Genomic DNA, 22,143 nt, shown 5'->3' with positions numbered 1-22,143 from the left:
GAACTCGAGACAGCGCGAGTCGGCGGCCTCGATCTCGTCGAGGAACTTGCGGAACTCTGAGGCGCCGTGCGGGAATTGCAGATGACCTGCTCGTTCTAATTTCGAGCGTCGCTAAGAGCGAGGTCGTGCTGGCTGGCCAAATTGCACGTTGTGTTCGCGACAATACAGATAAGCTTGAAATACGCATAGTATTTCCTTCGGAGTCAATCGCTTCACTCGTATTTTCGTGGCTGGCACAGTGATTGCTTGGGAGCAGCCAGAACAAAAGTTGGAGGCAGTCGCCATGACTAAAACCACCGTGATCAACAATGTCATTCCTCGTGCCGATATTGTCAAACGAGCACCGCGCATCGGCGCTGAACTCAGGAATATCAAGCTGTCGGGCGATCTGCCCGACGAGACGATCGCTGCAATCAACGGCTTGCTGCTCGAGCGCAAGGTCATCTTCTTGCGGGATCAGGGTCATCTCGATGACGCCGAGCAAGAGCGATTTGCCCTCCGTCTGGGAAAGCTTGTGCGACATCCGACGATGCATGTCACCAAGGGAACAGCGTCCATCATAGAGCTTGATTCGGGCCGTGGTGGCCACTGGGCTGACGTGTGGCACACGGATACGACCTTCGTCGATGCTTATCCCAAGATTCTAGTGCTGCGAGGCGCTGTGATTCCGCCATTAGGCGGCGATACAGTCTGGTCAAACACCGCGGCCGCCTATCTTGACCTACCACCGCCGCTGCAAAGGCTTGCCGAACAGCTCTGGGCCGTTCACAGCAACTCCTACGATTACTCCATAATGAACCGGCCCACCGAGGCTGATAAGAAGTATCATGACGAGGTCTACACCTCAAAGATCTATGAGACAGAGCATCCCGTCGTGCGGGTGCATCCCGACACCAGCGAGCGTACGTTGGTGCTCGGCTATTTGGCGCAGCGCTTTGTTGACATCCCGAAATATGATGGCCAAAAGCTGTTCGACCTGTTCCAGTCTCACATCATAACGCCCGAAAACACAGTGCGCTGGAGCTGGAAGGAGGGCGATGTCGCGATTTGGGACAATCGGGCGACGCAACATTATGCCGCTAAGGATTACGGCGATCAGCGTCGCGTTGTTCGTCGCGCCGCAATCGATGGCGAAGTGCCCGTCAGCGTCGATGGCCGATACAGCGTCACGCGAGTCAAGCAGCCAGCCGCCAAGTCTGTGTAGCTGCCGGCTTTCAACAGGGCCCATCCGCCTCCGGTTGCGAAGCTGTAGTTATCGAAGCTTTAGCACCGCGCGAGGAACCGATTGGGAGAGCACGTTGCGCGGCTGGTGCCGAGTGGGCAGACGCCGGGGGCTGCCGCATGCGGTGTAGGCGTCTGCCCGCGAAAATGGATTGAACGGCATCGCCAAGAGGATACTGCGGGATCCCTGAAAGCGATCAAGGTTGCCGCCAATCGCGCTCCAGAGGCCATCGACCGTTCGTTCTGCGGCCTGACGCAAGAGCGCCCTGAGCTTGGCGAAGGCGTTCTCGACTGGATTGAAGTCAACGCTGTAGGGCGGCAGGTAAAGCAGGCTTGCACTTGCTGCTTCGATCATCTGCCGCACCCTTGTGGTTGGACAGGTTATCCATGACGACTATGGCGGGATGAGAACCTTCCTCGACATAGAATTCGAACACGTCGCGATTCATCGGTCCAAGGACAAGGGTGCAATGATGCCGCTGGAGGTGATTCCGTCAAGCGATCGGCCAAATACCGGATCTTACGCGCTAAGCACTGTCACGCTGGTCATCGCAGATGTAGGAGCTCATAGCGGTCACCTTCTACTTGCAGTGAATACCGAGGCTCGACCGCGGCGGCGGTCTTGATGATCGAGCGAGCAACGGTCGCCTAAAGCTCGGAAACTACCGAAACAACCGCCTCGTATAAGCAAGCCGCCATCTCGCGACAAGAAGGGCTTGCCGAGAGCAGTCGGCACCAGGTGAGCCTCCTATCATGCGAGCTGTATCCAACTAAATACAGCGACGTCGAAAATCCGACAATCCGCAGTGTCATTCCAAACGCAGGCCGCTGGATACACGTGCTTCTCTTCAGGCAAGACACGCCGCGAGCGGCACGTCAATTGCTGGGATGAGCCGGAGAGGCTCGCTGCAAAGAAGCTTATACCCTGGACCGGACTTCCCGGTGAGACTCGTGGATGCCGGTCAGGTTGCGGGGAATGCAAAAGCGGTGAAGAGTGAGGATAATGTGTGCCGGTTAGTCACGCCAAGGCAACGTGCTCGAGCACCAGAGGTAACTCGCATGAATAGTCTTTCGGCCCCTATCTGACAGTCGGTCGGGCTCACCCGCGTAGCGCCTGTTCGCTCGAAGGCGGATTGAGACGATGGCGAAGATAATCGCTGCGGCTTGTGCTGCCGCCGACAGTATTCGACGATCTCACATCCTGCTCATCCGAACGACCGCAGCGCCCTTTCTCGTTCTCTTGAGCGAGACCATGTTCGCCTCGGATTTGCGTGGCTCATGGTCGGTTGTATGCGACACTTTTCGTGCTTCAGCTGATCGGCAGGATGTCGACAGAAATGGCTCAAAACGGCCGCACTCTGGATGCCGCCAGGGACGTGCTGCGAAAGTACAATGGGCTCTGGTTTCTCGACGAATCCTACGTCATCTCGCGTCGGCGTGATTGACATCATCAAAAGTAAACATCGCAAACGCCCGCCGGCTAGCGGCGGAACAAGGGGTTACTAATGCGCGCGTCCTATCTCTTCACCAGCGAGTCCGTGTCTGAGGGCCACCCGGACAAGGTCTGTGACCGGATCTCCGATGAGATCGTCGACCTGTTCTATCGTGAGGGGCCGAAGCGGGCATCGATCCTTGGGCCATCCGCGCCGCCTGCGAGACTCTGGCGACCACCAACAAGGTGGTGATCGCTGGTGAGACCCGCGGTCCGAAATCGGTGACCAACGAGCAGATCGAGAGCGTCGTCCGCAGCGCGATCAAGGACATCGGCTACGAGCAGGAGGGCTTCCACTGGAATACCTGCGATATCGAGATCCTGCTGCATCCGCAGTCGGCCGACATCGCCCAGGGTGTCGATGCGCTTCAGCCGGGCGAGGTCAAGGAAGAAGGCGCGGGCGACCAGGGCATCATGTTCGGTTACGCCACCAATGAGACGCCCGATCTGATGCCGGCGCCGATCTTCTACGCTCACAAGATCCTGCGCCTGATCTCCGAGGCCCGTCACTCCGGCAAGGAGAAGGTGCTCGGTCCGGATTCGAAGAGCCAGGTCACCGTGCAGTACGAGAACGGCAAGCCGGTCGGCGTCCGCGAGATCGTGGTTTCGCACCAGCATCTGATCGAGGACCTCACCTCCAAGCAGGTGCGCGACATCGTCGAGCCCTATGTGCGCGAGGCGCTGCCGAAGGAGTGGATCACGCCGAAGACGATCTGGCACATCAACCCGACCGGCAAGTTCTACATCGGCGGTCCCGATGGCGACTCCGGCCTGACCGGCCGCAAGATCATCGTCGACACCTATGGCGGCGCGGCCCCGCATGGCGGCGGCGCGTTCTCCGGCAAGGATCCGACCAAGGTCGACCGCTCCGCGGCCTATGCCGCGCGCTACGTCGCCAAGAACATCGTTGCCGCCGGACTTGCCGACCGCTGCACGCTGCAGCTCGCTTACGCCATCGGTGTGGCGCGTCCGCTGTCGATCTACATCGACACGCACGGCACCGGTAAAGTGTCGGAGGACCAGCTCGAGAAGGCCGCCGCCAAGGCGATGGATCTGACGGCCCGCGGCATCCGCACCCATCTCGACCTCAACCGCCCGATCTACGCGCGCACCGCGGCCTACGGCCATTTCGGCCGCACGCCCGACAACGAGGGCGGCTTCTCCTGGGAGAAGACCGACCTCTTCGAGCCGTTCAACCGCGCGGTCTGATAAAGTCCGTCATTCCGGGGCGGCGCGCCTGCTCTGGATATTCTGGTGCGCGAGGACTTACCCTGGAACGCCGCGAGCGTCGGATACCCCCAGAAGACTTTGCGCAAAGAGTTAAGCGATTTGCCGATTGTCGGCCAGGTTCGCGATGGGCTGATGGCACCTGTCGAGTGCGTCCCTGATCTGTACAAGAAGAAAGGCTTTGCCCCGAGCTGGAAGATTGGCGCTCGCGTTTTCCCGCCACCGCTCACGATGATCAAGGGACAGTAAGAACCGCGAAGGATTCGCTTAGGCCTAAACTCGTCACAAAAGAAATTGGCGCGTCGCCCGCGCACATCTGGTTATGAGCAACGCGAGCTTATGGGCTGCGACTGGCTGCAGTACGTGTACACTCAAGTGCATGTCGGAGGTGGGCCACCGACAAGGGCTACTAAATCGAGTAGGAGCTCCCGCTTGCGCGCGACGAAGCAGTCTTGTTAAAGACCGATATCCGCACGCCGGAAATCTATTTAACGAAAGCTCCGAAGTTCGGCGCTTGCTCCTTTTGATGGGACCTGCCATGACTTTGCCGGGACGACGGAAGCTTTTCGAGCGCGCTGCACAGGCATTGCGCAGCATCGAGCCAATCCCCGTACGAAACCACCACGATGAGCCAACGAGTTTCCCTGCGCGGACGAACGGACAGCGCCACGCTCGCCATCAACATCTTCGACCGCAAAAAGCGCGCCACCTACGCCGCGATGGACCGGGGTCCAACAGGTATGCGAATGCGCTGCGGGCATTCGGCGTGAGAAAGGGCTATTGCGCCGCGGTGACGTCGCCGAGTCGCATCGAGTTTCCTCTCCCATTCTTTGCATTTGCCAAGCTCGGCGCGGTGCCGATCAACATGCGCTACCCGCCCCGGGAGACCGTATACACGCTCTCAGAGTCAGCGGCGAAATTCGCCATTTTCGATAAGTTGGCAGCCTATGTTCAGAACGATCTGGTCAAAGGAGTTGGCCCGGATCCGAGTCACTCTCATGGGTGCTGCCGAGAGAGTCGGCACGACGTTAGATGCGCTGTTGAAGCTCACTGACGGGCGCGTGGCCGGCGCCTTCAAGGTGCCGCGGTACATCGTCTTCATCCCTCCAATCAGAGAACGGACACGAGTAACAAGGTTACCAAGACCTCATCGATTTATGCCCGAGCCGGCGGGCGGCACTTTCGATAGCGAAAAAACCGGCGTTGAAGCTATCGAGAAAGCTCATTAGAGCTCAAAAGGAGTTAGAGACATGAAACTTGCAGGCAAGGTTGCATTAGTGGTTGGCGCCAGCGAGGCGGTTGGCCGCGTGATCGTCTTGACGTTCGCGGAGGAGGGCGCTCGCACCGCGATCTGCAGCCGGCCGCGGCCGAAAGAGCCGGAGGTCGTGGCGCAGCTTCGCGAGCGCAGCCTCCCGGCCATTTGGGCTCCGGGCGATATGTCGGATCCGGCCAGCATGGTCGCGGTGGTCGACAAAGTGGTAGAGCAGTACGGAAGGCTCGACACCCTGGTCGTCAGTGGATCTCCCCCCTCAAGGGGCTGGAACCTCTTCGAAGCCACAGAGCCGGCGAACTATCGGTTGATGCTCGATTCACAGCTGATTTCGCGCATGAACTGCCTGCGGGCCGCGATCAAGCCGATGGCCGCGCAAGGCTACGGCAAGGTCGTCTTCATCTGCACCGACGCTGGCCGCACGCCAACACCCGGCCTGTCGGTTTCCGGCGCGGCCGCGGCGGGCCTCATCTTCTTCACCAGGGCCGCCGGCAAGGAGCTCGCCCGCAAAGGCATCCGGATCAATTGCATCCCCATCACGGTGACCGCCGAAACACCCGCGTACGAGAAGATCAAGGACATGGATCCCGACAATCCCGTGACCAAGTCTTACAAGAAGGTCGAGGCCAAGACGCCGTTCCGGATGACCGTCCCGACTGATATCGCACAAACGGCACTCTTCCTCGCCGCACCGGAGTCGGACCAGATCTCGGGCGCGGTCATTAGCGTCAATGGAGGAATCTCTTTTCCGTGATTAAGTATCGCGTGCCCGGAAAGGAATGATTGATGGGCGTTTTGGATGGAACGACGGCCTAGAGTTGTCGGCCCAGACAAGTTCTACGGCAATCCTGCGCTGACGGCGGCAGTTCTCGCACCTCGCGCAGAGAACAATATGGCCAGATTACCGGTGCTGTTGCGTTTCGTCAAATTCGTCAAACCGTTCGAGAAGATCCCGATCATGCGCCCCTTTGCTATGGAGCGCCAAGCGTGAAATGCTCGCCGGCGATAATGCGGTCGCAGAGCGATATAATCTCTGCGGAGTGACACCAAGCGCGGCGGCGGCTTGCTCGATGGTCAAGAGATCGCCGGCAGCTTGCGGTTTTGGCATCGGCCTGCAGGATGCCGGCGAAGTTCTGAAGATGCCGCGCGGGATGCTCGCCGCGCCGATCACGTGAGGCGTAGAACCGCGCCGCCGATGCATCGCCCGCCGAATGGCCGATCGTCGCGAACGTAGGTCCAAATCCGGCCGGTATCTGCTTTCCCTTTCGCCAGGATCGGTATCTTGGTGTCATCACCGTGGAGCCTGTCGAGAGCACATAGGCTTCGATCAGTTCAAAGATCGGCCTGACCGCAAAGGCTCCGGCACCCACCTGATCCGCCAGCATCGAGACCGACAGGGCGATCCCCTCACATTTGAAGCGCTGGCTCTCTCGATTTAGCGGCTGATGCTGACCAAATTGTCGAACAGGATCGTCGCTAGAAGCTGGGGTCCGATATAGCCCCGGAGTGTGGCGTGGAACGGCGCTGGCGGCTGCGTGATCGCCTCGCAATCCCGACAACTGAACTTCTCCCGGACCGTGTCGATCACCTTGAAGCGCGTGGGATCTCCTGCAGCGTCGAGGTCACGCTTTCGCCGAGCTTCGACAGCCGGGCCGACCCGCAGCAGGGACACTGCGTCGGGGCCGGCAGCACGACGCGCTCCCGCTCGATATCATCGGGAAAGGGCTAGCGCTCCGGCCGCCTGCGCTCAAACGAACGCACCGTCTGCATCTTCCCGGCCGCCCTCTCGGCAGCGAGCTCATCCTCGGTCGCGCCCGCCTCGAGTTCCTCAAGCTCAAGCTCCAGCTGATCGAGCAGCCGCGCCGACCACTCGGAGGGCGCGCCATATATCGTGCGTCGTAGCTTCTCGATCTCGAGCTTGAGATGGGCAATCAGCGCTTCGGTGCTCGATTGCTTCTGGGCATTGGCCGCTTCAGCAAGCCTGGCTTCCGCAGCAAGCCTGGCCGTGCGCTCGGCCAGGATAATTGCATGTGCGGCGGCAAGATCAGGCGGCAGGTCGGCGCTGGAGTTCATAGCCAGATGGAATCACATTCGCGGCCAAACTCAAATAACAAAGTCTCAGCCCACACTGGTCGGACGCCAGGACTCTTGGGGATTCCGCCAGTCGATGCCGGACAACAGATAGCTCATCTGCGCTTGCTAGATCGACACGACGCTGTCCGCCAGCGACGGCCGGACAAAATGACCTCTCTCGAGTTTCTTCGTAAACAGGCATGCTTCCTGGCCGTCATGCCAGATCACTTTCAATAGATCGCCTCTGCGCCCGCGGAAGCAGAACAAATCACCACTCAGCGGATCGCGGCGCAGCACCTCTTGCACCTGCAGTGACAATGAGGCGAAGCCTTTACGCATGTCGGTGTGGCCCGCCGCCCGCCAAACCCGAACTCCCGTAGGAACCGGAATCATCGCGGATCCCAAACCTCGATGATCCGGCGAAGCGCCTCAACGTCGACGCCCGCATCAACAATGACCCGCGCCTGCCGGTTAACTCAATCTCGATCCGACGCTCCGTCGAATGTGCGGGCGCGCTCTCCGATGATGCCGCCACCGACGCCGCGGGCACCCGCTCGGCCACAACTGCCCTGACAAGCCAGCCTCGGATTTGGACCGCATCGCCCCGAAGGCTCTTCGCCAAGTCACCGATAGAGAACGCGACAAGCCGTATCGCCGGGCTCTCGCCGCAACCAGGCGCGGCTCGGGATAGGCTCTCCAAAATAATCCGCGCCTTCTCTTCCTCAGACCAACGCCGCCGCCGGCCTGTATCAACTACTTCCAGTCGATTCAACGTACTGATCGTAGGCTGTCGATACGTACAGTTCTCAACCATCAGGCCAGCTCCCCGCAAGGCGTCTCCCCCCAGAGGCTTACGGCGATCAACGCGATTCGCGGGCGTTTGTCGGAGTTGGGCATTATAGCCGCTATCAGCACGGCGAAAGTAGCGGAGTTGATCGAGATCGTGCGGGACGAAGAGGACGCTTGCCTGCCAAAAGCAGTCCGTTTGGCTTTGGCTAAAATCGCCGATCAAATCGAGGCGTTGACGCGCCAGATCGACAAGCTCAATCATCGGTGAGGTGAAGCGTGACGAGACATGCGGCGGCTGATTGCAATTCCGTCGCGGTGGCTAATCGCCTTGGCGCGCCGGCTTTCAAGGTGGTTACGATCGCGCTTGCCAACAAGATCGCGAAGAATCGCGCTTCTCACCAAGGGCGCGGGACCTATCGAAATAGTGCGGCAACTGGTGCGGCACGTGCTGAGCCGACGGACGACCAGAACAGATTGCCCGGCGCCTAGCCGGACAGAGGCGAGGTGCATAGTTTAGACGATGAACTCCACGGAACGATATCCCCAAACGGAGAGGGCAGCGTCCACGACCACGCTAAAAGAACGGACATATGACCGTACCGCTTCCGGACGAAATGTCTAAAAAAGCACTTTGTCCGCGGGGACCGTTCCACAATGTCGCACCTTTTTCCAGCCGAAAAATTGATTGGAACTTATCTCCCACATGAACTGCCAGAACCTCTTTCTACATAAGGGCGACCAGATAGACCAGCCCCCGATTGTTCTCTACGCAACTGGTAATTCCACCCGCATTCGTAGCTGCCCCCCTGGGTAGGTGTCAGGAGCTTGGGAAAGATCTATTCAGAAATTGAAGTGTTGGCTGGCAAGAGCGTTTAATGAAAGACTTGAGTTTTGTGCCGGAGACAACGAGGAAGCGGCCGGTCGCCGGCTCCGGAGATATGCTGCTGGCCTCAACAGACGACGAGCTGCATGTCCGGTGCGCGTGCTGCGAGGTATATAGGCGATCCGCTCGAATGTCCCGCCAGCGGCGTACAACCTAAAAGGCCGTCGGAGCGCTGATCTCGAGCGCGCATCGGGTGCCGCAGCCTAAAAAGCAGGTGAACAGAATCGTACTCTAACCATCGCGCAAACGATCTTTTTCGGCGCCAGTAGGAGCACCCATGTTTGCGAATAGGCCAGGCGCCAATGACGATGCCCTCAGTGGTGAACAAAGGAATCATCAACTCATCGAGCGAGAAGGCACACACGATGGTCGAGAAGGTCTTTGATCGCAGCAACGCCCTCTATGTCAAGACATTGCCACGAAAAGGTCGCGGTGTATTTGCGAATATTCGATTTAAGGTTGGAGATGTGATTGATCGCGCTCCGACGTGGGGATTTGATGACGCTACAGCCAAGCTGCTAGATTGTACGGGAGTGCTTGAGTACTACTTTGTGCGACACGATCGGCATCCTCAAGAGGCTCCTCTGACAGGCTACGTTGTTTTCGGTTTGAGCTCGCTAATGAACCACTCCTCGAACCCAAATGCACAAAGAGTGTGGACCGATAAAGAGTCCGGGGCGTGGGTGACCATTGTGGCAATAAAGGACATAGAAGTGGATGAGGAAATAACACACCGCTACATCAATATGTCCGCGTACCCTCATACTATCAACTTCATTGACTAGGAGATATCGACTGAATCGATCTAAAACGACGTATGGTGCTCGGCGATATTTGACCGGCTAGAGCCGAGTGTCTACGGCGATAATGATCCGTTGATCGGGTGTTGAATACCGTCCGGGACCACGGGATTGTTCGTCATTCGATCTTCACCGAAGATTTTGGATATTTTCCAGCGGTAAATCCTTGTCCCCCATAAGCTTACCGACAAGATGCAACGGATGCGGCCCTATGCCCCCAAGACTAAGGCATCATGGATCGCCCGATCATACGACCACGCGGAGCAGGGCGGTCCATGGAGATATCTGCCGCCGACGTTTTGGCAACTCGAACACGTTATTCAAGCGGTCGGGTGAAGGCCAGCGTTTTCAAGCGGATTTTCGATGCAGCATCGGATGATGCGGACATGGAGTTCGTCACAGTCGACGCGACAGTCGTCAAAATTCAGGGAGCAAAAGCGGAGACCCAAAATCAGGCCGTCGGCAAGTCGAAGGCGGTTGGACCACAAAATTCGTCGCGCTGACCGATGCATTTGTGCCTACCGCAAGCGTCGGGTGCAAGTACCAATACGTGGCGGTTACGTACGCATGACAGTGGTAGGCGCTGAGCGACGACATACCGAGCGACTGCAGCGCGACCGTGGCGGCACTGCTCCAGCGATGGGACCGCGAGGGTGTGGCCCAGATCGTGGATGCGCGCGTTTCGTTCCGGGTTGACCTGCCACTGCGTATTTCCTCCAGATCGAGTTAGAGCCCGGCCTGAATGATCTGAGGCCGGCAAACTGGACCATTTCTGGCTAGAGTTTGCGCTGCGTAAATCCACCCGGCTGGGAGGAGCGACGACGATGATCTTTCGCCGCAAGCCGCAACTCCGATCGGCCACGGGGCGGATGAAGGACGTATTACCGCCATTGATGCTGATCCGTGCCAGTAACATTTCGGGGCCGCACCACCATCTCTCCCAGAGTAGGTAGTGTATCGTCCAGTGCTGATGCTGTACCACGATCAGTAGCTCGCCTTGTAGGCTAGGACGCAGCTCATCAGGTAGGCACAGGTGTAGCAATGACAGGTATGGCTAATCCGTTGCAAGTCTCGCGCTTCCTTCAAATATATGACGCAGCCGCCGCCGAAAGAGGCATCAAGCTTTCGATAGGATTTGATTTTGATGATTATGTCTCGATCGCAAGGGCCGTTCCAACAAAGTCGCCGATACAGCCAAATTTCAGGCCAGATCGCTCGCCAATTAAAGCAGGCGAGGGCTATTGGATTATAGGTGTCGACAAGAACAAGGAGATCATGCTTTCAGATGCTGCTCGCCTGTATGACCTTTCACAGAGCAATTTTGCAGAGCATCTTCAATCCTTGAAGGCATTTTATGCTAATCCGATCATACATGCACATCCTGAGGACCGTTGTACCTGCATAGCGCCAAATGCAAAGAAGATGAGCGGGAAAGTAGCCTACAACGGGGACCTTTGGTTGCGCAAAGACTTTAGAGGACGGGGCATAGCCCAAATCATAACGCGAATAGCACACGGCGTGTCTTATGCGATGTGGGCTCCCGATTTTTTATGTGCGCTTGTAGCGCGCTGGCGAGTGGATAAGGGCGGCGTTCCGCAATACCGTCATCATGAACCGGGCGGGGCGATATTGCGGCTGGTGGAAGAGGATATTGTAGAGGACGATTGGCTTGTTTGGCTCACCGGCCAAGAATTGAGGGGACAGGTTGAGCGACACGATAGAATCGAGCTGATTTTAGCTTCGTGATTGCTACCCCCATGACCGAGCGGTATTTAAAATTGGTACTGGTCGCTGCGCGGGATGCGCGGCGGCAGCGACGTTGCTGCTATCGCAGCTCCGAAACACTCGGAACACTGTAGCACAAGCACATCGGGAGTTGGCGAACAACAGAATGTCAGTGCCTCCGTAAGAACGGCGCGGTCCAGTTCGCTTGTAAAAGTGGGGACTTAACCTGACAGCAAATGCTTCGTCGCGGCAGATGTCGATCTGATATCTGACCTCATGCAGCCGGCAGCAATTTCACCCTCGCCAAAGGCTATGCCAGGTCTGCATCGGCGTCTTGCCGTAGCACCAGCGGCCCTGATGTGGACGCGCCTCATTGTAGGCGCAATCCACTCATGGTGCTCGGATGGATACTCTTGCGGGACCCGACGCGGTAGAACTCTCCGAGCACGGTGCGATGAAAGAGCGCGGCAATGCCGTTGGTCTGCAGACTCTTGGTCGTCGTGCGGGTGTGATCGACGTCGTACTTGTGATGCTCGGATTGCCGTAGTACTCTGTGCCGCGTCCGCTCAGGATCCGGCTCAGCGGGATGTCCTGCGCGATCGCCAAGTCCACCTCCGCGGCCTCGATCTCGGGCACTACAGGGTTCTTCAGGAGCGGTTTCTTGCCGCCGATCTCGTCAGCGCCAACTCACCGCCTTTGCGCACAGTTCCTTGAACCGGTAGAAGTTGTCGCGGCTGTAGCCCATCATCCGATAGGCTTGGCTGACATCGCCAAGTTGCTTGGGCAGCTCCAGCATGCCGACGTTCGCGCGAATGATCTTCTGCTCTTTGTGTCATGGGACGTCTGCCTTGAGACGCTGCGGGCTGCGCGGGAGCGCCGTCTTGGTGAGCGCTCCTGCTCTCGCCCGCCGCTTTGTTCCCCTGCCAGTTTCGAACCATGCGGGAAGATGAAGTCGAAACTTCTACAGGTCCGCCTGTTCGATGGCACTGACACCAGCCTCATTCGGATGAACATCCGCTGCAACTTTCGTAGTTCTATACAAGTTCGTTCTCACCGCCGACGAATTGGTGCTGAGGGAGGATGGACTTTGCGCAAGCGCGGCCTCAACAAAATCTGCGCGCTTAGAGAGATCGCCGTCCATGTTATTGCTGCGGGTGGTGATCACGCTTCCAACCTGAATGGGCGGAGCCAGGTATGGCGATCTGCTCCTCGTGGGCGCGAAGCAAAGGTCACTCGACACTCAAAAAATGGGCTGCCGTGTCAGGCCACGCGCCTGGTGTGGATGATCTGCGGGCTGGCCGGATTATTGGGTCGATGTTGAGCGACCCTTCGATCGACAGTGGCCATTTCGAACAACAAGTACTTGAACGCCGGGCGCGCTTCAGGAACAGGGCGCCAAAGATATTGTTCTGTTCGAGTGCAACCCAAGTATTGCGATGGTTCCTAACTCTAAAACGTCAATCCGTTGGAGCTGCACAAGCGTGGTTGAAGGGTATGCGTCTCAGGCGACACCTGCCAAATGCATCTGTGACTGTCCACACGTGTCACCTGCAGGATTCTCGACTTACCGCGCTCCAATATTTGTTCCGTCGAAAGTGAATTCGAGCAGAAGGGGGGCGATCTCATAAGAGCAGCATATGACAAATTTCGGGAGTGCTCTCACGGCTCGACAAGCGTTTCTCAAATTGTCACCGAAAGTAGCGCGCTTAAACTCGCGAAACTGTGTTCGGTTTTGATGACGAATACAGCAGGTGCAAAGAGAAATTCCACTCCCATTTCGGGGGAAGAAGATCGCTCGCGCTTACATAATCACCTAATGTGCATCTTAGCAGCGCGAGCAACAGCGCCCTCGCCGCTCATCAGATCGTATTTTCAGGTCGATACATTTCTCACTCTCATGATCAGCATGGCGGCCGTGCGCGTTGTGCAGCGAGGCCGAACTTCGAACCGCCCTTGATCACGTTGGCGGCTGGATGCGCCGACGTACAGAAGAATCGGCTGTCTGTTGCCGATCGCCCCATAGCGCCGCTCTTCGTTATGAACCATGCTGGTAGTCCCATAGGTCAAGGTAGCGCGACACGAACTCGCTGCCTTGATCGACGCGGATTGTCGCCGGGCATCCCACTTCCGTGGCCGTTTCCAGTATCGCCACGAATTGCTGCCGGGGAAGGTGAACCGTGGCTGCAGCACCGGTTAGAAACGGGCGAAAATATTGACGATCGGGAGCACGCGCAGCTTATGTCTTGTCGCCAACTGATCGTGGACAAAATCTATCGCCGAGGTCTCGTGCGCCCGCGTCGCAGGCCAGCGATCATTGCACAGTGTCGCCTTGACCCGGCGCTTCGGAGTGTTGTTGCGCAATTGCAGGACCAACTCGCGATAGATCCGCCGCGTCTTGATCTGGCCGTGGCGCGATCCCCTCGCGGCGCAGCAGAAACTGGACGCGGCGGTATCCGTAGCGAACGCGAACTTGCAGATCTCCTTGATCCGATCTTTGAAGGCTGCCTGGCGGGAGCGACGTGACTTGCAATGGTAGGTCGACCGGTCGAACGCAGGGGCTTCATAAGCTTGCGGATCGAGACCTGCCACTCATTACAAACTTCGTCGACCAGCTTGCGCTTCCCGGCCACGCTTCATAGCTTTCCGCGGATCACGTCCTGCAGCATCTCCTTGTCGAGCGACAGATCCGCCACCAGCTTCTTCAGCTTGGCGTTCTCCTCCTCGAGCTGTTCTAACCGGCGCATCTCGGTCGGCAGCAGACCGTCATACTTCGTCTTCCAGTTGAAATAGGTCGCCTGGCTGATTCCGGCCCTGCGGCAGATGTCCGCCACTGCAATCCCGTCATGGCTCTGCTTCAGGATGAATTCTCTCTGGCGTCCAAAAACTTCGATGCCTTCATCGTCGTCCGCTCCTCCCACCGAGGGGATTCGGCCACGAAACTCAAGCCAGAAAAATGGTCCAGTTTGCCGGTCTCAGATCAGGTCACCTCAAATCCGAGCACCGAACGTGCCGCAGCTACTCTGGTACAGCCAGGGCCCAACGCCATCAGCGCGGTCCGGGCCGCCGCAGGCTACAATTTCCGTCGCCTTATGCGCTGGCTGAGGCTCTTTCTGTTCGACATCCTGGCGCCAACGGTCGCTCGCCCTCAGTTCATGCCGCGCTGAAATCCACGTTCTTGAAGACCGACGGCTATCCTCGCTTTACAACGCCAAGAATTGCCCGCGCCTCAGCTGGCGTGGCGACGCTGGAGCCCATGCGCTCAATGATCCCAACGGCATTGTCCACGAGTTCGGCGTTGGATGCCAGCACGCCACGTCGAAGATAGATGTTGTCCTCCAATCCAACGCGGACATGGCCGCCCATTGCCACTAATTGTGCGACCATAGGCATTTCGTCGACACCGCAGCCGAATCCGCCCCAGACGGCCCCTGACGGCAGAAGCTCTCGCATCGCTTGCACAGCAACGGGGACAGCGGGAGCGCCATAGCCGGTACTGAAGCAGAATTGGAAAATGGGAGGAGCGTCAATTGTGTCTTCCGATATGAGCTTCTTAGCAGTTTCAATGTGACTCAGATCAAAGCACTCAAGCTCAGGCTTGACGCCGGCTTCTCGCATGAGCTTCGCAAGCTCTCGCAGATCCGACATTCGTGCCACAAAAATCCGTTCCCCGAAGGCCATGGTACCACAATCCAAGCTAGTAAGCTCTGGTTGAAGTTTCACGGCGTGGAGGCACCGCTCCGTAGGTTTCTTAAGTGTAGTTGCTGTACCAATTTTTATCGGATCGACGGAATCGAGCGCCAGTTCTCCGGCGGCTCCGCTAGTCAAGTTGATGATGACATCAGTAGATGCGTCCCGGAGCCTCTTGACGACTTGCTCATATAGCTCAAAGCGGTTCGAGGGGGCTCCGGTGTCTGGATCGCGAACGTGAATGTGGACGACCGCAGCCCCCGCCTTTGCTGCCTCCAGCGCTGCATCCGCAATTTGCGGCGGCGTCTTCGGAATATTTGGGTGCTTCGCAAGGACCGCAGCGTTCCCACCGGTGACTGCGCACGTGACTATGATTTTCCGAGACATCAAGAACTCCTATTATATGCCCGTTTATATGCCGTGAGAGCCAACCCGTGCCGGTGGCGAACGCATGTGGATGCCCGATTGTGTAGCCATGGCGGCGCTGTTGCCATCCGTTCCGCGTGTTTAGTGCGGCCGCGAATCCGGTGTCGACGGCAACCAAGATCGAGGAAGGTGATCTCCGGATACCTATCGACCACTGCGTCGAGCGAATGGACGGACCGCTGGCGCTGATCATGGCAATACTTTTGATCGTTGAATCATCGCATTGGCTGCTGCGGGCGTGCGCGAATTGAGGTGAACATTCGGCTTCACCGCAGCGTGTCTCCTCGCTGTCGTACATGCCGCCACCGGATCATTTACGGCGATCAGCTCCCGTTTGAGCACTGTATTGCTGGGGTTGGCTCTAGGAATCGTCGGTGTGAATGCGGCGTACCGCGGCGTCTTGAACGCGGCAAGTGCGCACGAACATGCATTGAAAACGCGCGCCAGTACCAGATTGTCTGGCTTGATGCCGTCCGTCAGTTCGACGTGAATGTTGGCCTCCTCGCCGCGCTTCACATCGCAAATGGGCACGGCGGCCCAAATCCGCAATCTTGGGGATGACCGCCTCCGCTTTTGCAGCGATGTTCTTGCTCGAGCGGCGCGCCATGCCTTCCTGCGTCCCACCGGCCATTGCTCGCCGAAATCATCGCGACGCATCGGATTGGCGGCCTTGAGCCATCCGCCTGCAAATGACGCGGCATTTGGTTCCGGTCCATTCCAATAGCACTTGAGGATCCCGCGCCCCTTCATCCACAGATCGCCGACGTCGCCGATCGGCGTGGGGCTGCCATTTTCGTTCACCAGCCGCAGCGCCCGAAAAGGACCGCGAATCCCGGCCGAACCCGAGTCGGCCAGCTCGTCAGGCTGGTTCGGCCTTTGTGTGCCGAAACCGATTTCCGTCATTGCGTACGCTTCGTCGGTACGCACTCGAAACCGATTTCGGAATTGCCATACCGTATCAGGACGCCAGCCCCATTTCAGGATGTGCTTAAGGCATGGCGCTCCGTCTTCGTCGGCGGCCTCGGCCCGGCGCGCTATCATCTCGGGAACCTGGCACCACTCGATACGATGCTGCTTGACCCAGCAGACGAAGCGCATCGAGCTGAGTTGCGGACCGAGGTAAAGCGTGCCGCCGTGTCGACACGACTTCAGAAGATGCACTGGCGGATCGAAATAGAAGAAAGGCTGCGTAGATCGGCACTTAAAGTACGGCTGCTCGCACCAACACGCTTCCTGGCACGAAAACACACTCCAGTAGTCGGGGGCCAACATGCAGTCCTCGGGAAATCTCGTTTTCCTCCAGGTATTTTGAATGTTCAATTGGTCGTCGGAGCGGATGTCTTCCTGCACCGAAGAACCGTCGCGACCGTTGAGCAATGCATCGAAATTCGTGACTGCCCCGCGAGAAGGCTGTCTAATGAGAATTATTCGCTCCTTGGCGAGGTGGTACGGCCAACGCTCAATCGTCGAAATCACTGACCATGCGGCCCCGTCCACGACAGCGGACTTGGCCTGCGTATTTCTGAGGACGTATTCAATCACCCTAAACGTGTAGCGGATGTTGATCGGCACCATCACCTCACTGCGTTTCGCAAACGCGAACCACATGAGTGGGAATTCGATGCGACCACTTTTGCGGACGCCGAAAGCGCGCAGCGCATTTGCATATTCGTTGGAACAAAGGTCCGTTTCGGAGTTGGGGGCACACCCGCCGCGCTCGAAGACGTCAGTTGCGGTAAGCGAGCTGTACGGTCTCGCCCGCATTGAAACCATCTGCCCGATCATGACAGTCTCACATGTGGATTCCAATGCCTCGCCTTGAGCAACGCATTTGCTATGCGCTCTTGCAAATGGGTTTGCGTCAATTTTGTAGGATTTAACATTCGAAAATTGGGGGAGCCTCAGATAGTTTTCCCGACGGCTTGCCTGTATAGCAGATTAGTAATTGATCTACCTCATTAACGAGGATCGAGACACTACCTACTCTAGTAACGAATGTAGTATCGACTTATTGTGTCGGCATTCAGAATTCAAGGTGTGGCGGCGCTTTGATCGAGGCGTTGCCCGCAAACCCGACGAGTTGGTAATCGTTGTCGATCGCTGTTCTTCACGAACCGCTAAGCGCACGAAGGCCGGCTATCACCATCGAGGAAGTTGAGAAGGCTTCTTCGCCGAACATCGCCGTCGAAAGGCACGCGACCCCGCCGACTGCGAGACGACAATAGTCGGAACGGGGCGATCCCGAAGACGATCTTGATGGACGACAGTGAGATCGAGATTGCGATGCTTCGCGACCGCTTCGGCGGCTTCGCCGGCGTCTTATTGGCTTCGACAAGTGTTTGAGAGCCTGTACGCCCACGGCCTGAATAGTGCGGAGATCCAGGGTCACCTGGCCGAACTGTATGAAGCAGAAGTTTTGCCGCCTCGGCCAGCCGGGTCGTCGGCGCGCTCCTCGACCAAATGCGGAGATTGCAGACCACTCGACGCGATATATCCAGTGGTCTTCTTCGACGCATTGCGCGGCAAACTACGCAACGAAGACATGATCAAAACCAAGAGGGTTCCACGCGGCCGCTTGCGCTTAAGACGGACGTCGACCGGTGATGAACAGCTCCAGCTTGATCGCTTCGGCCCCGACTAGCGTCCTGCCAACTTTGCGAATCAATTAGAACCGGCGGGATCGGTGAATCAAACACCGCAGACCTCTGAGCCCATCGTGCACTAATGCGCAACAGCAGTTCGGCAAACATTTCCGGGAGCGCCCCGATGACAAATCATATTACACCGACAGCAATGATCGCTTAGCCAGCGCCGTCGCTCTAAACTCTCTCACCTGCGGCGCGCCTCCGGGGCTCGGCGCGGACAGCAAACTCGTCGGAACACTGAGAGTCTCATCCTTGCTCACCGATCCAATTCATTCTTCATAGGACCCTCACCAGAGCGCGCTGGTACTCCTGTTCGCGCAGTTTCTGTTTCCATCCGCGAGAGCTTCGCCCGCGCCGTAGTACTAAGCGCTGGGTGTTCAGTCCCGGCATTGCTGGAGCGGGTAGAGTGTGAATTGGTTGTGGCTGGGAGGTCTAGCATTTTCAGATGGGTATTAGGCCCTTCAGGGTCGTCAACGGCATCTCAAAACGCACACTCGTGAAAAGCTGGAAATCCGCTCAACGGCTTGGACAATTGATGGACGACTGCTTATGCCTGACTGCTGTACCGATTAGGTGGCCGCTTGAGACCGAGGTTCTCTCGTAGTGTCTGTCCGGAATATGCTGGCTTGAATTTGCCTCGTCGGCGCAATTCGGGAACGACGAGCTCGACGAAATCCTCAAGTCCACCGGGAAATGTAGCGGGCATAACATTAAATCCATCAGCCGCCTGGTGATCAAAGGCATCCACCATGGCATCGGCAATTTCGTCCGGCGTTCCAACAACCATCAGATGACCTTTGCTGTCAGATATAAAGCGGATTAGCTGTCTCCAAGTGAGCTTCTGGCGTACGGCTAGGTCGAGAAGCACCTTCTGACGACTCTGGATGAAATTCGTCTGCGGTAGCGCCTCGGGGACCAATGAGTCGAGGTCCGTTGAACGTAGGTCGGTGACATACCCAAGCAAACGCTCGGCCGTGCCAATTAGAACGTCGATGTGCGTATACGACTGGAATCTTTGTAGCTTATCGGAGGCTTCCTGCTTGGTCCTGCCAACGATCGGAACGATGCCTGGCATGACCAGTACCTGATTGTCCTTCCGTCCACGTGCGCGCGCTTTCTCTTTGAGAGTTTCGTAGAATTTCTTGCCGTATTCCAAATAAGGCGCGACAGAGAATACAACCTCAGCATGCTCTGCAGCGAATTCTGTTCCGACATCAGATGCGCCGGCTTGAACCAAGACAGGATATCCTTGAGGCGGTCTTGCGATGTTTAGCGGGCCTCTGACTGATAAGTAGTCCCTTCTGTGGTTAAGCAAATGCATCTTCGTTGTGTCAACAAAGATACCACTCCTCTTGTCGCGGATGAAAGCGTCGTCTTCCCATGTATCCCAAAGACCCTTGACAACTTCTACGAATTCTCTCGCTCGATGGTAGCGCGTGTCATGATCAGGAAGTGCCTCTTCCCCGAAATTTGCGGCTTCAAACTTAAATCCCGAGGTGACAATATTCCACGCCGCACGTCCGCGCGATAGATGATCAAGTGATGCTAACATGCGCGCAAGGTTATAAGGCTGGCAGTACGTCGTCGTCGCTGTTATGACAAGCCCGATGTCTTGTGTTCGCGATGAAAGCGCCGACAATAGCGTGATTGGCTCGAACCCATCATTGCGGCCCACACGAGCTATGGTAGCGTGATCTGGGTCCATTACGCTTGGACTATCGGCGAGAAACAGAAAATGAAATCCCGCGGTCTCCGCAAGGGCCGCCAGACGAGCATAATGGTCGATATCAACGCCGCCATTCGCTGGCACGTTCGGATCGCGCCATGCGCCTTCGTTGTGTCCTGCCTGAACGATGAACAATCCCAGCTTCATTTCGTGATTGCGCTGCATGTCGTATCTTTCTCTTGAATTGTATTGTCCTCGCCACTGCGTTCAGCTGATGAGTTGTGTGGCCGGCGACAATGCAATGTTGTAGCGGACCTATAGCCCCCGAGTCACCCACCCGACGCCTGTCGATGCGATAGGTGACATGCTCCTGTTATCTCTATCAATCACCAGCGTTGGTAGTTGATCGGAGAAAAAATTGTTGCACCTGGTAACTCCTCGATCGTTTGGATCTGCCTACAACCGTGATCTTCACGTCGCTTACAAGCCATCGCCGCGCCACCTCATCAGCATAGCAAGCCTCAATGTGTCAGGTCGTTCGATTTGCCGGAGGTAAGATACGGAGCCATAACGACCAGCCAGCTGTTGCAGAGCCGATAAGAGGTGCCTCGTAGCCAAACAGATTCATCGCGACCGAAGACGTGTGGGTTTGCTGGCCTAATACGGGTATCGCTTGCAGCCCCTGATGTTGTGCCTGCTGTGCCACCACAACGGTATAAGGCTCGAAACAGTCTGTTTCTGATCGAGCCGAGCGCCCGCCATGATGACGAGGGAACGACGCGACCGGCGCACGCCCGCATTGTACTGGCGGTCCTTGTGAACCAACTGAAGGAATTGGACCGGCAGGTCGAGGCCATCGAACGCGAGCTTGCTCAGATCCAGCGAGTAAATTCCGATGGCGAACTTGCTGTCCTCGATTCTCGGGATCGGTCCCATAACGGCCTCTGGCCGCGACCGTGCCGGACGCGACCATGTTCCGCTCCGGGCGGGAGTTCGCGGCCTGGCTTGGCCTGACCCCTAAGCAGAATTCCACCGACAGGAAGGATCGGCTCGGCCGGATTACAAAACAGGGCGATTCCTGTCTCAGGCACTTGCTTGTCATCGGAGCACGTAGTTTCGTTCGGTACCCAAAGGCACGCTCGCGGTTTGGAGACGGCTGCATCGAAGCCCTGCTTGAGCCGTCCGGGAGGCAGACAGCGAGATGTCGGCCACCGACGTCAGGCACTTGCGGGTGCACTCGTCGAGCACGGTCGGGATGCGGAAGCAGCGGCGATCGGTGAGCTGATCCGAGACGAAGTCGCGACCAGCGGTCGTTCGGTGCCATCGGCACTGTCTTCAGCGCCCGAGTCCCAATCGCTCACTTCCGGCCGCCTCCGCGGCGCGCCGCGAGCCTTTCTTCCCGGTAGAGCCGGAACAGCTTCTTATGGTTGACCAGGTATTCCAACCGCTTGAGCAGCACGTGCAGGCGTCGATAACCGAAGCCGCGGCGCTCCTGAGCGATCGCTCGCATGCCTTGGCGACGGATGGTGTTCCGGTATCTCATGGTCATGCGGCAACAGCCGATAGCTTTATACGCCAGCCGTTCGCACATCCCCCGAAGGAGTCCTCGCAGATGCGCGACAGCTTTCCGCTTGTCACGGGCGTCGCTATCTCTTTTCCAAGAGATCTCTTTTCCAAGAGATCCTTCAAGGCTGAGTTGTCCAGCATAGACTCGACCAAAGCCGGTTGAGTCGCGTCTTCTCATGCTCCAGCGTCTTCAGTCACTTGGCCTCCGAGATATCCATCCTGCCAAACTTGGCTTTCCGTTTGTAGCTGCTGGCGTCGCTGACGCCATGGTTGCGCCACAGATCGGCGACTGAAACACCGGCCTCGTGCTCCTTCAAATCCCGATGATCCGCTCTTCCGAAAGGCGGTTGCGCTTCATGCTCTAGTCCTAGTCTGGGCCAGAACGAATTTCAAACCGGCAAGCTCAGCGCGGGCGGGTCTCACGAGCCTGATGACCAGCTTAGTTCTCCAATCTGCTGTGAGGGTAACGATGCCGCTCGCGAGGGAGGCGATCATAATCGACGACAAGGTCAAGCCGCATCATCTGAATACAAGCACTGCCGCGAGCAAGAACCTCACGACATATGAACTGCAATCGAGCGCGCCATAGATGCCAAGAGCGTTGTCGGTGTGGACGGCTGCGACACGGGGCGCCTCGAAGAAATTGAAATTCTATAACGAGTGCTTGGCATAC

Annotated in this window: 19 protein-coding genes and 6 pseudogenes; 13 read left to right on the top strand and 12 right to left on the bottom strand. The window is 57.5% G+C overall.

All coding sequences use genetic code 11. From position 1 onward, the window contains the following. The first annotated feature begins 283 nt into the window (after positions 1-283). Positions 284-1,204: a TauD/TfdA dioxygenase family protein gene (locus tag P6U29_RS33485; RefSeq protein ID WP_407114554.1), complete on the top strand. Its 921-nt coding sequence runs from the start codon at positions 284-286 to the stop codon at positions 1,202-1,204. Between the two features lie 213 nt (positions 1,205-1,417). On the opposite strand, the pseudogene P6U29_RS33480 reads toward P6U29_RS33485, so the two are convergent. After that, positions 1,418-1,676 (bottom strand): annotated as a pseudogene (locus P6U29_RS33480) (transposase); the annotation flags it as partial. A 1,050-nt stretch (positions 1,677-2,726) separates the two neighbouring features. Between P6U29_RS33480 and metK the strand changes: the two are divergent. From metK to P6U29_RS33455, 5 genes and pseudogenes are all read left to right on the top strand, one after another. Then, positions 2,727-3,922, top strand: a pseudogene (metK, locus tag P6U29_RS33475) (methionine adenosyltransferase). A gap of 340 nt (positions 3,923-4,262) precedes the next feature. Next, a complete protein-coding gene (locus P6U29_RS33470; protein ID WP_407114553.1) occupies positions 4,263-4,994 on the top strand; it encodes an AMP-binding protein in 732 nt (243 codons plus the stop codon). Next, positions 4,939-5,169, top strand: coding sequence for a hypothetical protein (locus P6U29_RS33465; protein WP_407119609.1), 231 nt, complete (start codon positions 4,939-4,941; stop codon positions 5,167-5,169). Before P6U29_RS33470 ends, P6U29_RS33465 begins: the two co-directional genes overlap by 56 nt. A 21-nt stretch (positions 5,170-5,190) precedes the next feature. Next, entirely contained in the window at positions 5,191-5,964 is a 774-nt protein-coding gene (locus tag P6U29_RS33460; protein WP_407114552.1) for an SDR family NAD(P)-dependent oxidoreductase, read from the top strand. Positions 5,965-6,009: 45 nt separating this feature from the next. Continuing rightward, positions 6,010-6,201: a hypothetical protein gene (locus tag P6U29_RS33455; RefSeq protein WP_407114551.1), complete on the top strand. Its 192-nt coding sequence runs from the start codon at positions 6,010-6,012 to the stop codon at positions 6,199-6,201. On the opposite strand, the gene P6U29_RS33450 is transcribed toward P6U29_RS33455, so the two are convergent. From P6U29_RS33450 to tnpB, 3 genes are all read right to left on the bottom strand, one after another. Further along, positions 6,182-6,769 carry a transposase gene (locus tag P6U29_RS33450; RefSeq protein ID WP_407114550.1) on the bottom strand — a complete coding sequence of 196 codons (588 nt, stop codon included), beginning with the start codon at positions 6,767-6,769 and terminating at the stop codon, positions 6,182-6,184. The two genes, P6U29_RS33455 and P6U29_RS33450, sit on opposite strands and share 20 nt — an antisense overlap. Positions 6,770-6,935: 166 nt before the next feature. Continuing rightward, positions 6,936-7,283 carry a hypothetical protein gene (locus P6U29_RS33445; protein WP_407114549.1) on the bottom strand — a complete coding sequence of 116 codons (348 nt, stop codon included), beginning with the start codon at positions 7,281-7,283 and terminating at the stop codon, positions 6,936-6,938. A gap of 126 nt (positions 7,284-7,409) precedes the next feature. Then, positions 7,410-7,676: an IS66 family insertion sequence element accessory protein TnpB gene (tnpB, locus tag P6U29_RS33440; RefSeq protein ID WP_407114548.1), complete on the bottom strand. Its 267-nt coding sequence runs from the start codon at positions 7,674-7,676 to the stop codon at positions 7,410-7,412. Positions 7,677-8,214: 538 nt separating this feature from the next. Between tnpB and P6U29_RS33435 the strand changes: the two genes are divergently transcribed. The 4 genes from P6U29_RS33435 to P6U29_RS33420 all read left to right on the top strand — a co-directional run bounded on the left by P6U29_RS33435 (position 8,215) and on the right by P6U29_RS33420 (position 11,501). Next, complete coding sequence (locus tag P6U29_RS33435; protein ID WP_407114547.1) at positions 8,215-8,340, top strand: hypothetical protein; 126 nt, start codon at positions 8,215-8,217, stop codon at positions 8,338-8,340. A gap of 980 nt (positions 8,341-9,320) precedes the next feature. Then, positions 9,321-9,740, top strand: coding sequence for an SET domain-containing protein-lysine N-methyltransferase (locus P6U29_RS33430; RefSeq protein WP_407114546.1), 420 nt, complete (start codon positions 9,321-9,323; stop codon positions 9,738-9,740). A gap of 290 nt (positions 9,741-10,030) precedes the next feature. Continuing rightward, positions 10,031-10,258 (top strand): hypothetical protein, encoded by a 228-nt coding sequence (locus P6U29_RS33425; RefSeq protein ID WP_407114545.1) that lies wholly within the window; start codon positions 10,031-10,033, stop codon positions 10,256-10,258. A 538-nt stretch (positions 10,259-10,796) separates the two neighbouring features. Then, entirely contained in the window at positions 10,797-11,501 is a 705-nt protein-coding gene (locus P6U29_RS33420) for a hypothetical protein (RefSeq protein ID WP_407114544.1), read from the top strand. A gap of 579 nt (positions 11,502-12,080) precedes the next feature. Here P6U29_RS33420 and P6U29_RS33415 read toward each other — a convergent pair. The 3 genes and pseudogenes from P6U29_RS33415 to P6U29_RS33405 all read right to left on the bottom strand — a co-directional run. Further along, positions 12,081-12,276: pseudogene (locus tag P6U29_RS33415) on the bottom strand (helix-turn-helix domain-containing protein); the annotation flags it as partial. A 165-nt stretch (positions 12,277-12,441) separates the two neighbouring features. Beyond that, a complete protein-coding gene (locus tag P6U29_RS33410; RefSeq protein ID WP_407114543.1) occupies positions 12,442-12,645 on the bottom strand; it encodes a hypothetical protein in 204 nt (67 codons plus the stop codon). An 876-nt stretch (positions 12,646-13,521) separates the two neighbouring features. Next, positions 13,522-14,379, bottom strand: a pseudogene (locus P6U29_RS33405) (transposase); the annotation flags it as partial. A gap of 81 nt (positions 14,380-14,460) precedes the next feature. Between P6U29_RS33405 and P6U29_RS33400 the strand changes: the two are divergent. Beyond that, positions 14,461-14,644: pseudogene (locus P6U29_RS33400) on the top strand (IS5/IS1182 family transposase); the annotation flags it as partial. 25 nt (positions 14,645-14,669) lie between these two features. Here P6U29_RS33400 and P6U29_RS33395 read toward each other — a convergent pair. Both P6U29_RS33395 and P6U29_RS33390 read right to left on the bottom strand, forming a co-directional pair. Next, positions 14,670-15,554, bottom strand: a complete 885-nt coding sequence (locus P6U29_RS33395) for a 3-keto-5-aminohexanoate cleavage protein (protein ID WP_407114542.1) — start codon at positions 15,552-15,554, stop codon at positions 14,670-14,672. Between the two features lie 228 nt (positions 15,555-15,782). Further along, complete coding sequence (locus P6U29_RS33390; RefSeq protein ID WP_407114541.1) at positions 15,783-17,378, bottom strand: AMP-binding protein; 1,596 nt, start codon at positions 17,376-17,378, stop codon at positions 15,783-15,785. A gap of 481 nt (positions 17,379-17,859) precedes the next feature. Between P6U29_RS33390 and P6U29_RS33385 the strand changes: the two genes are divergently transcribed. Continuing rightward, complete coding sequence (locus P6U29_RS33385) at positions 17,860-18,234, top strand: transposase (protein ID WP_407114540.1); 375 nt, start codon at positions 17,860-17,862, stop codon at positions 18,232-18,234. Between the two features lie 551 nt (positions 18,235-18,785). Here P6U29_RS33385 and P6U29_RS33380 read toward each other — a convergent pair. Continuing rightward, entirely contained in the window at positions 18,786-20,129 is a 1,344-nt protein-coding gene (locus P6U29_RS33380) for an LLM class flavin-dependent oxidoreductase (RefSeq protein ID WP_407114539.1), read from the bottom strand. 432 nt (positions 20,130-20,561) lie between these two features. Further along, positions 20,562-20,840, bottom strand: a complete 279-nt coding sequence (locus tag P6U29_RS33375) for a hypothetical protein (protein ID WP_407114538.1) — start codon at positions 20,838-20,840, stop codon at positions 20,562-20,564. Positions 20,841-20,875: 35 nt separating this feature from the next. On the opposite strand from P6U29_RS33375, the gene P6U29_RS33370 reads away from it, so the two are divergent. Beyond that, a complete protein-coding gene (locus P6U29_RS33370; RefSeq protein WP_407119477.1) occupies positions 20,876-21,184 on the top strand; it encodes a transposase in 309 nt (102 codons plus the stop codon). On the opposite strand, the pseudogene P6U29_RS33365 reads toward P6U29_RS33370, so the two are convergent. Beyond that, positions 21,078-21,828: pseudogene (locus P6U29_RS33365) on the bottom strand (transposase); the annotation flags it as partial. The gene P6U29_RS33370 and the pseudogene P6U29_RS33365 overlap by 107 nt on opposite strands. Positions 21,829-22,143 lie beyond the last annotated feature (315 nt).

It is taken from the genome of Bradyrhizobium sp. LMG 9283, from assembly GCF_045571415.1.
In the GTDB taxonomy this organism is placed as follows: domain Bacteria; phylum Pseudomonadota; class Alphaproteobacteria; order Rhizobiales; family Xanthobacteraceae; genus Bradyrhizobium.
The sequence above is the reverse complement of the archived record's forward strand: the minus strand, read 5'-3'. Positions and strand labels throughout refer to the sequence as shown.

Coding starts and splice junctions, on each gene's coding strand:
- P6U29_RS33485 (WP_407114554.1), top strand. CDS start 284: ATGACTAAAACCACCGTGATCAACAATGTCATTCCTCGTGCCGATATT.
- P6U29_RS33470 (WP_407114553.1), top strand. CDS start 4,263: ATGAGCAACGCGAGCTTATGGGCTGCGACTGGCTGCAGTACGTGTACA.
- P6U29_RS33465 (WP_407119609.1), top strand. CDS start 4,939: ATGGGTGCTGCCGAGAGAGTCGGCACGACGTTAGATGCGCTGTTGAAG.
- P6U29_RS33460 (WP_407114552.1), top strand. CDS start 5,191: ATGAAACTTGCAGGCAAGGTTGCATTAGTGGTTGGCGCCAGCGAGGCG.
- P6U29_RS33455 (WP_407114551.1), top strand. CDS start 6,010: ATGGAACGACGGCCTAGAGTTGTCGGCCCAGACAAGTTCTACGGCAAT.
- P6U29_RS33445 (WP_407114549.1), bottom strand. CDS start 7,283: ATGAACTCCAGCGCCGACCTGCCGCCTGATCTTGCCGCCGCACATGCA.
- tnpB (WP_407114548.1), bottom strand. CDS start 7,676: ATGATTCCGGTTCCTACGGGAGTTCGGGTTTGGCGGGCGGCGGGCCAC.
- P6U29_RS33430 (WP_407114546.1), top strand. CDS start 9,321: ATGGTCGAGAAGGTCTTTGATCGCAGCAACGCCCTCTATGTCAAGACA.
- P6U29_RS33425 (WP_407114545.1), top strand. CDS start 10,031: ATGGAGATATCTGCCGCCGACGTTTTGGCAACTCGAACACGTTATTCA.
- P6U29_RS33420 (WP_407114544.1), top strand. CDS start 10,797: ATGACAGGTATGGCTAATCCGTTGCAAGTCTCGCGCTTCCTTCAAATA.
- P6U29_RS33395 (WP_407114542.1), bottom strand. CDS start 15,554: ATGTCTCGGAAAATCATAGTCACGTGCGCAGTCACCGGTGGGAACGCT.
- P6U29_RS33390 (WP_407114541.1), bottom strand. CDS start 17,378: ATGATCGGGCAGATGGTTTCAATGCGGGCGAGACCGTACAGCTCGCTT.
- P6U29_RS33380 (WP_407114539.1), bottom strand. CDS start 20,129: ATGCAGCGCAATCACGAAATGAAGCTGGGATTGTTCATCGTTCAGGCA.
- P6U29_RS33375 (WP_407114538.1), bottom strand. CDS start 20,840: ATGGGACCGATCCCGAGAATCGAGGACAGCAAGTTCGCCATCGGAATT.
- P6U29_RS33370 (WP_407119477.1), top strand. CDS start 20,876: ATGTTCCGCTCCGGGCGGGAGTTCGCGGCCTGGCTTGGCCTGACCCCT.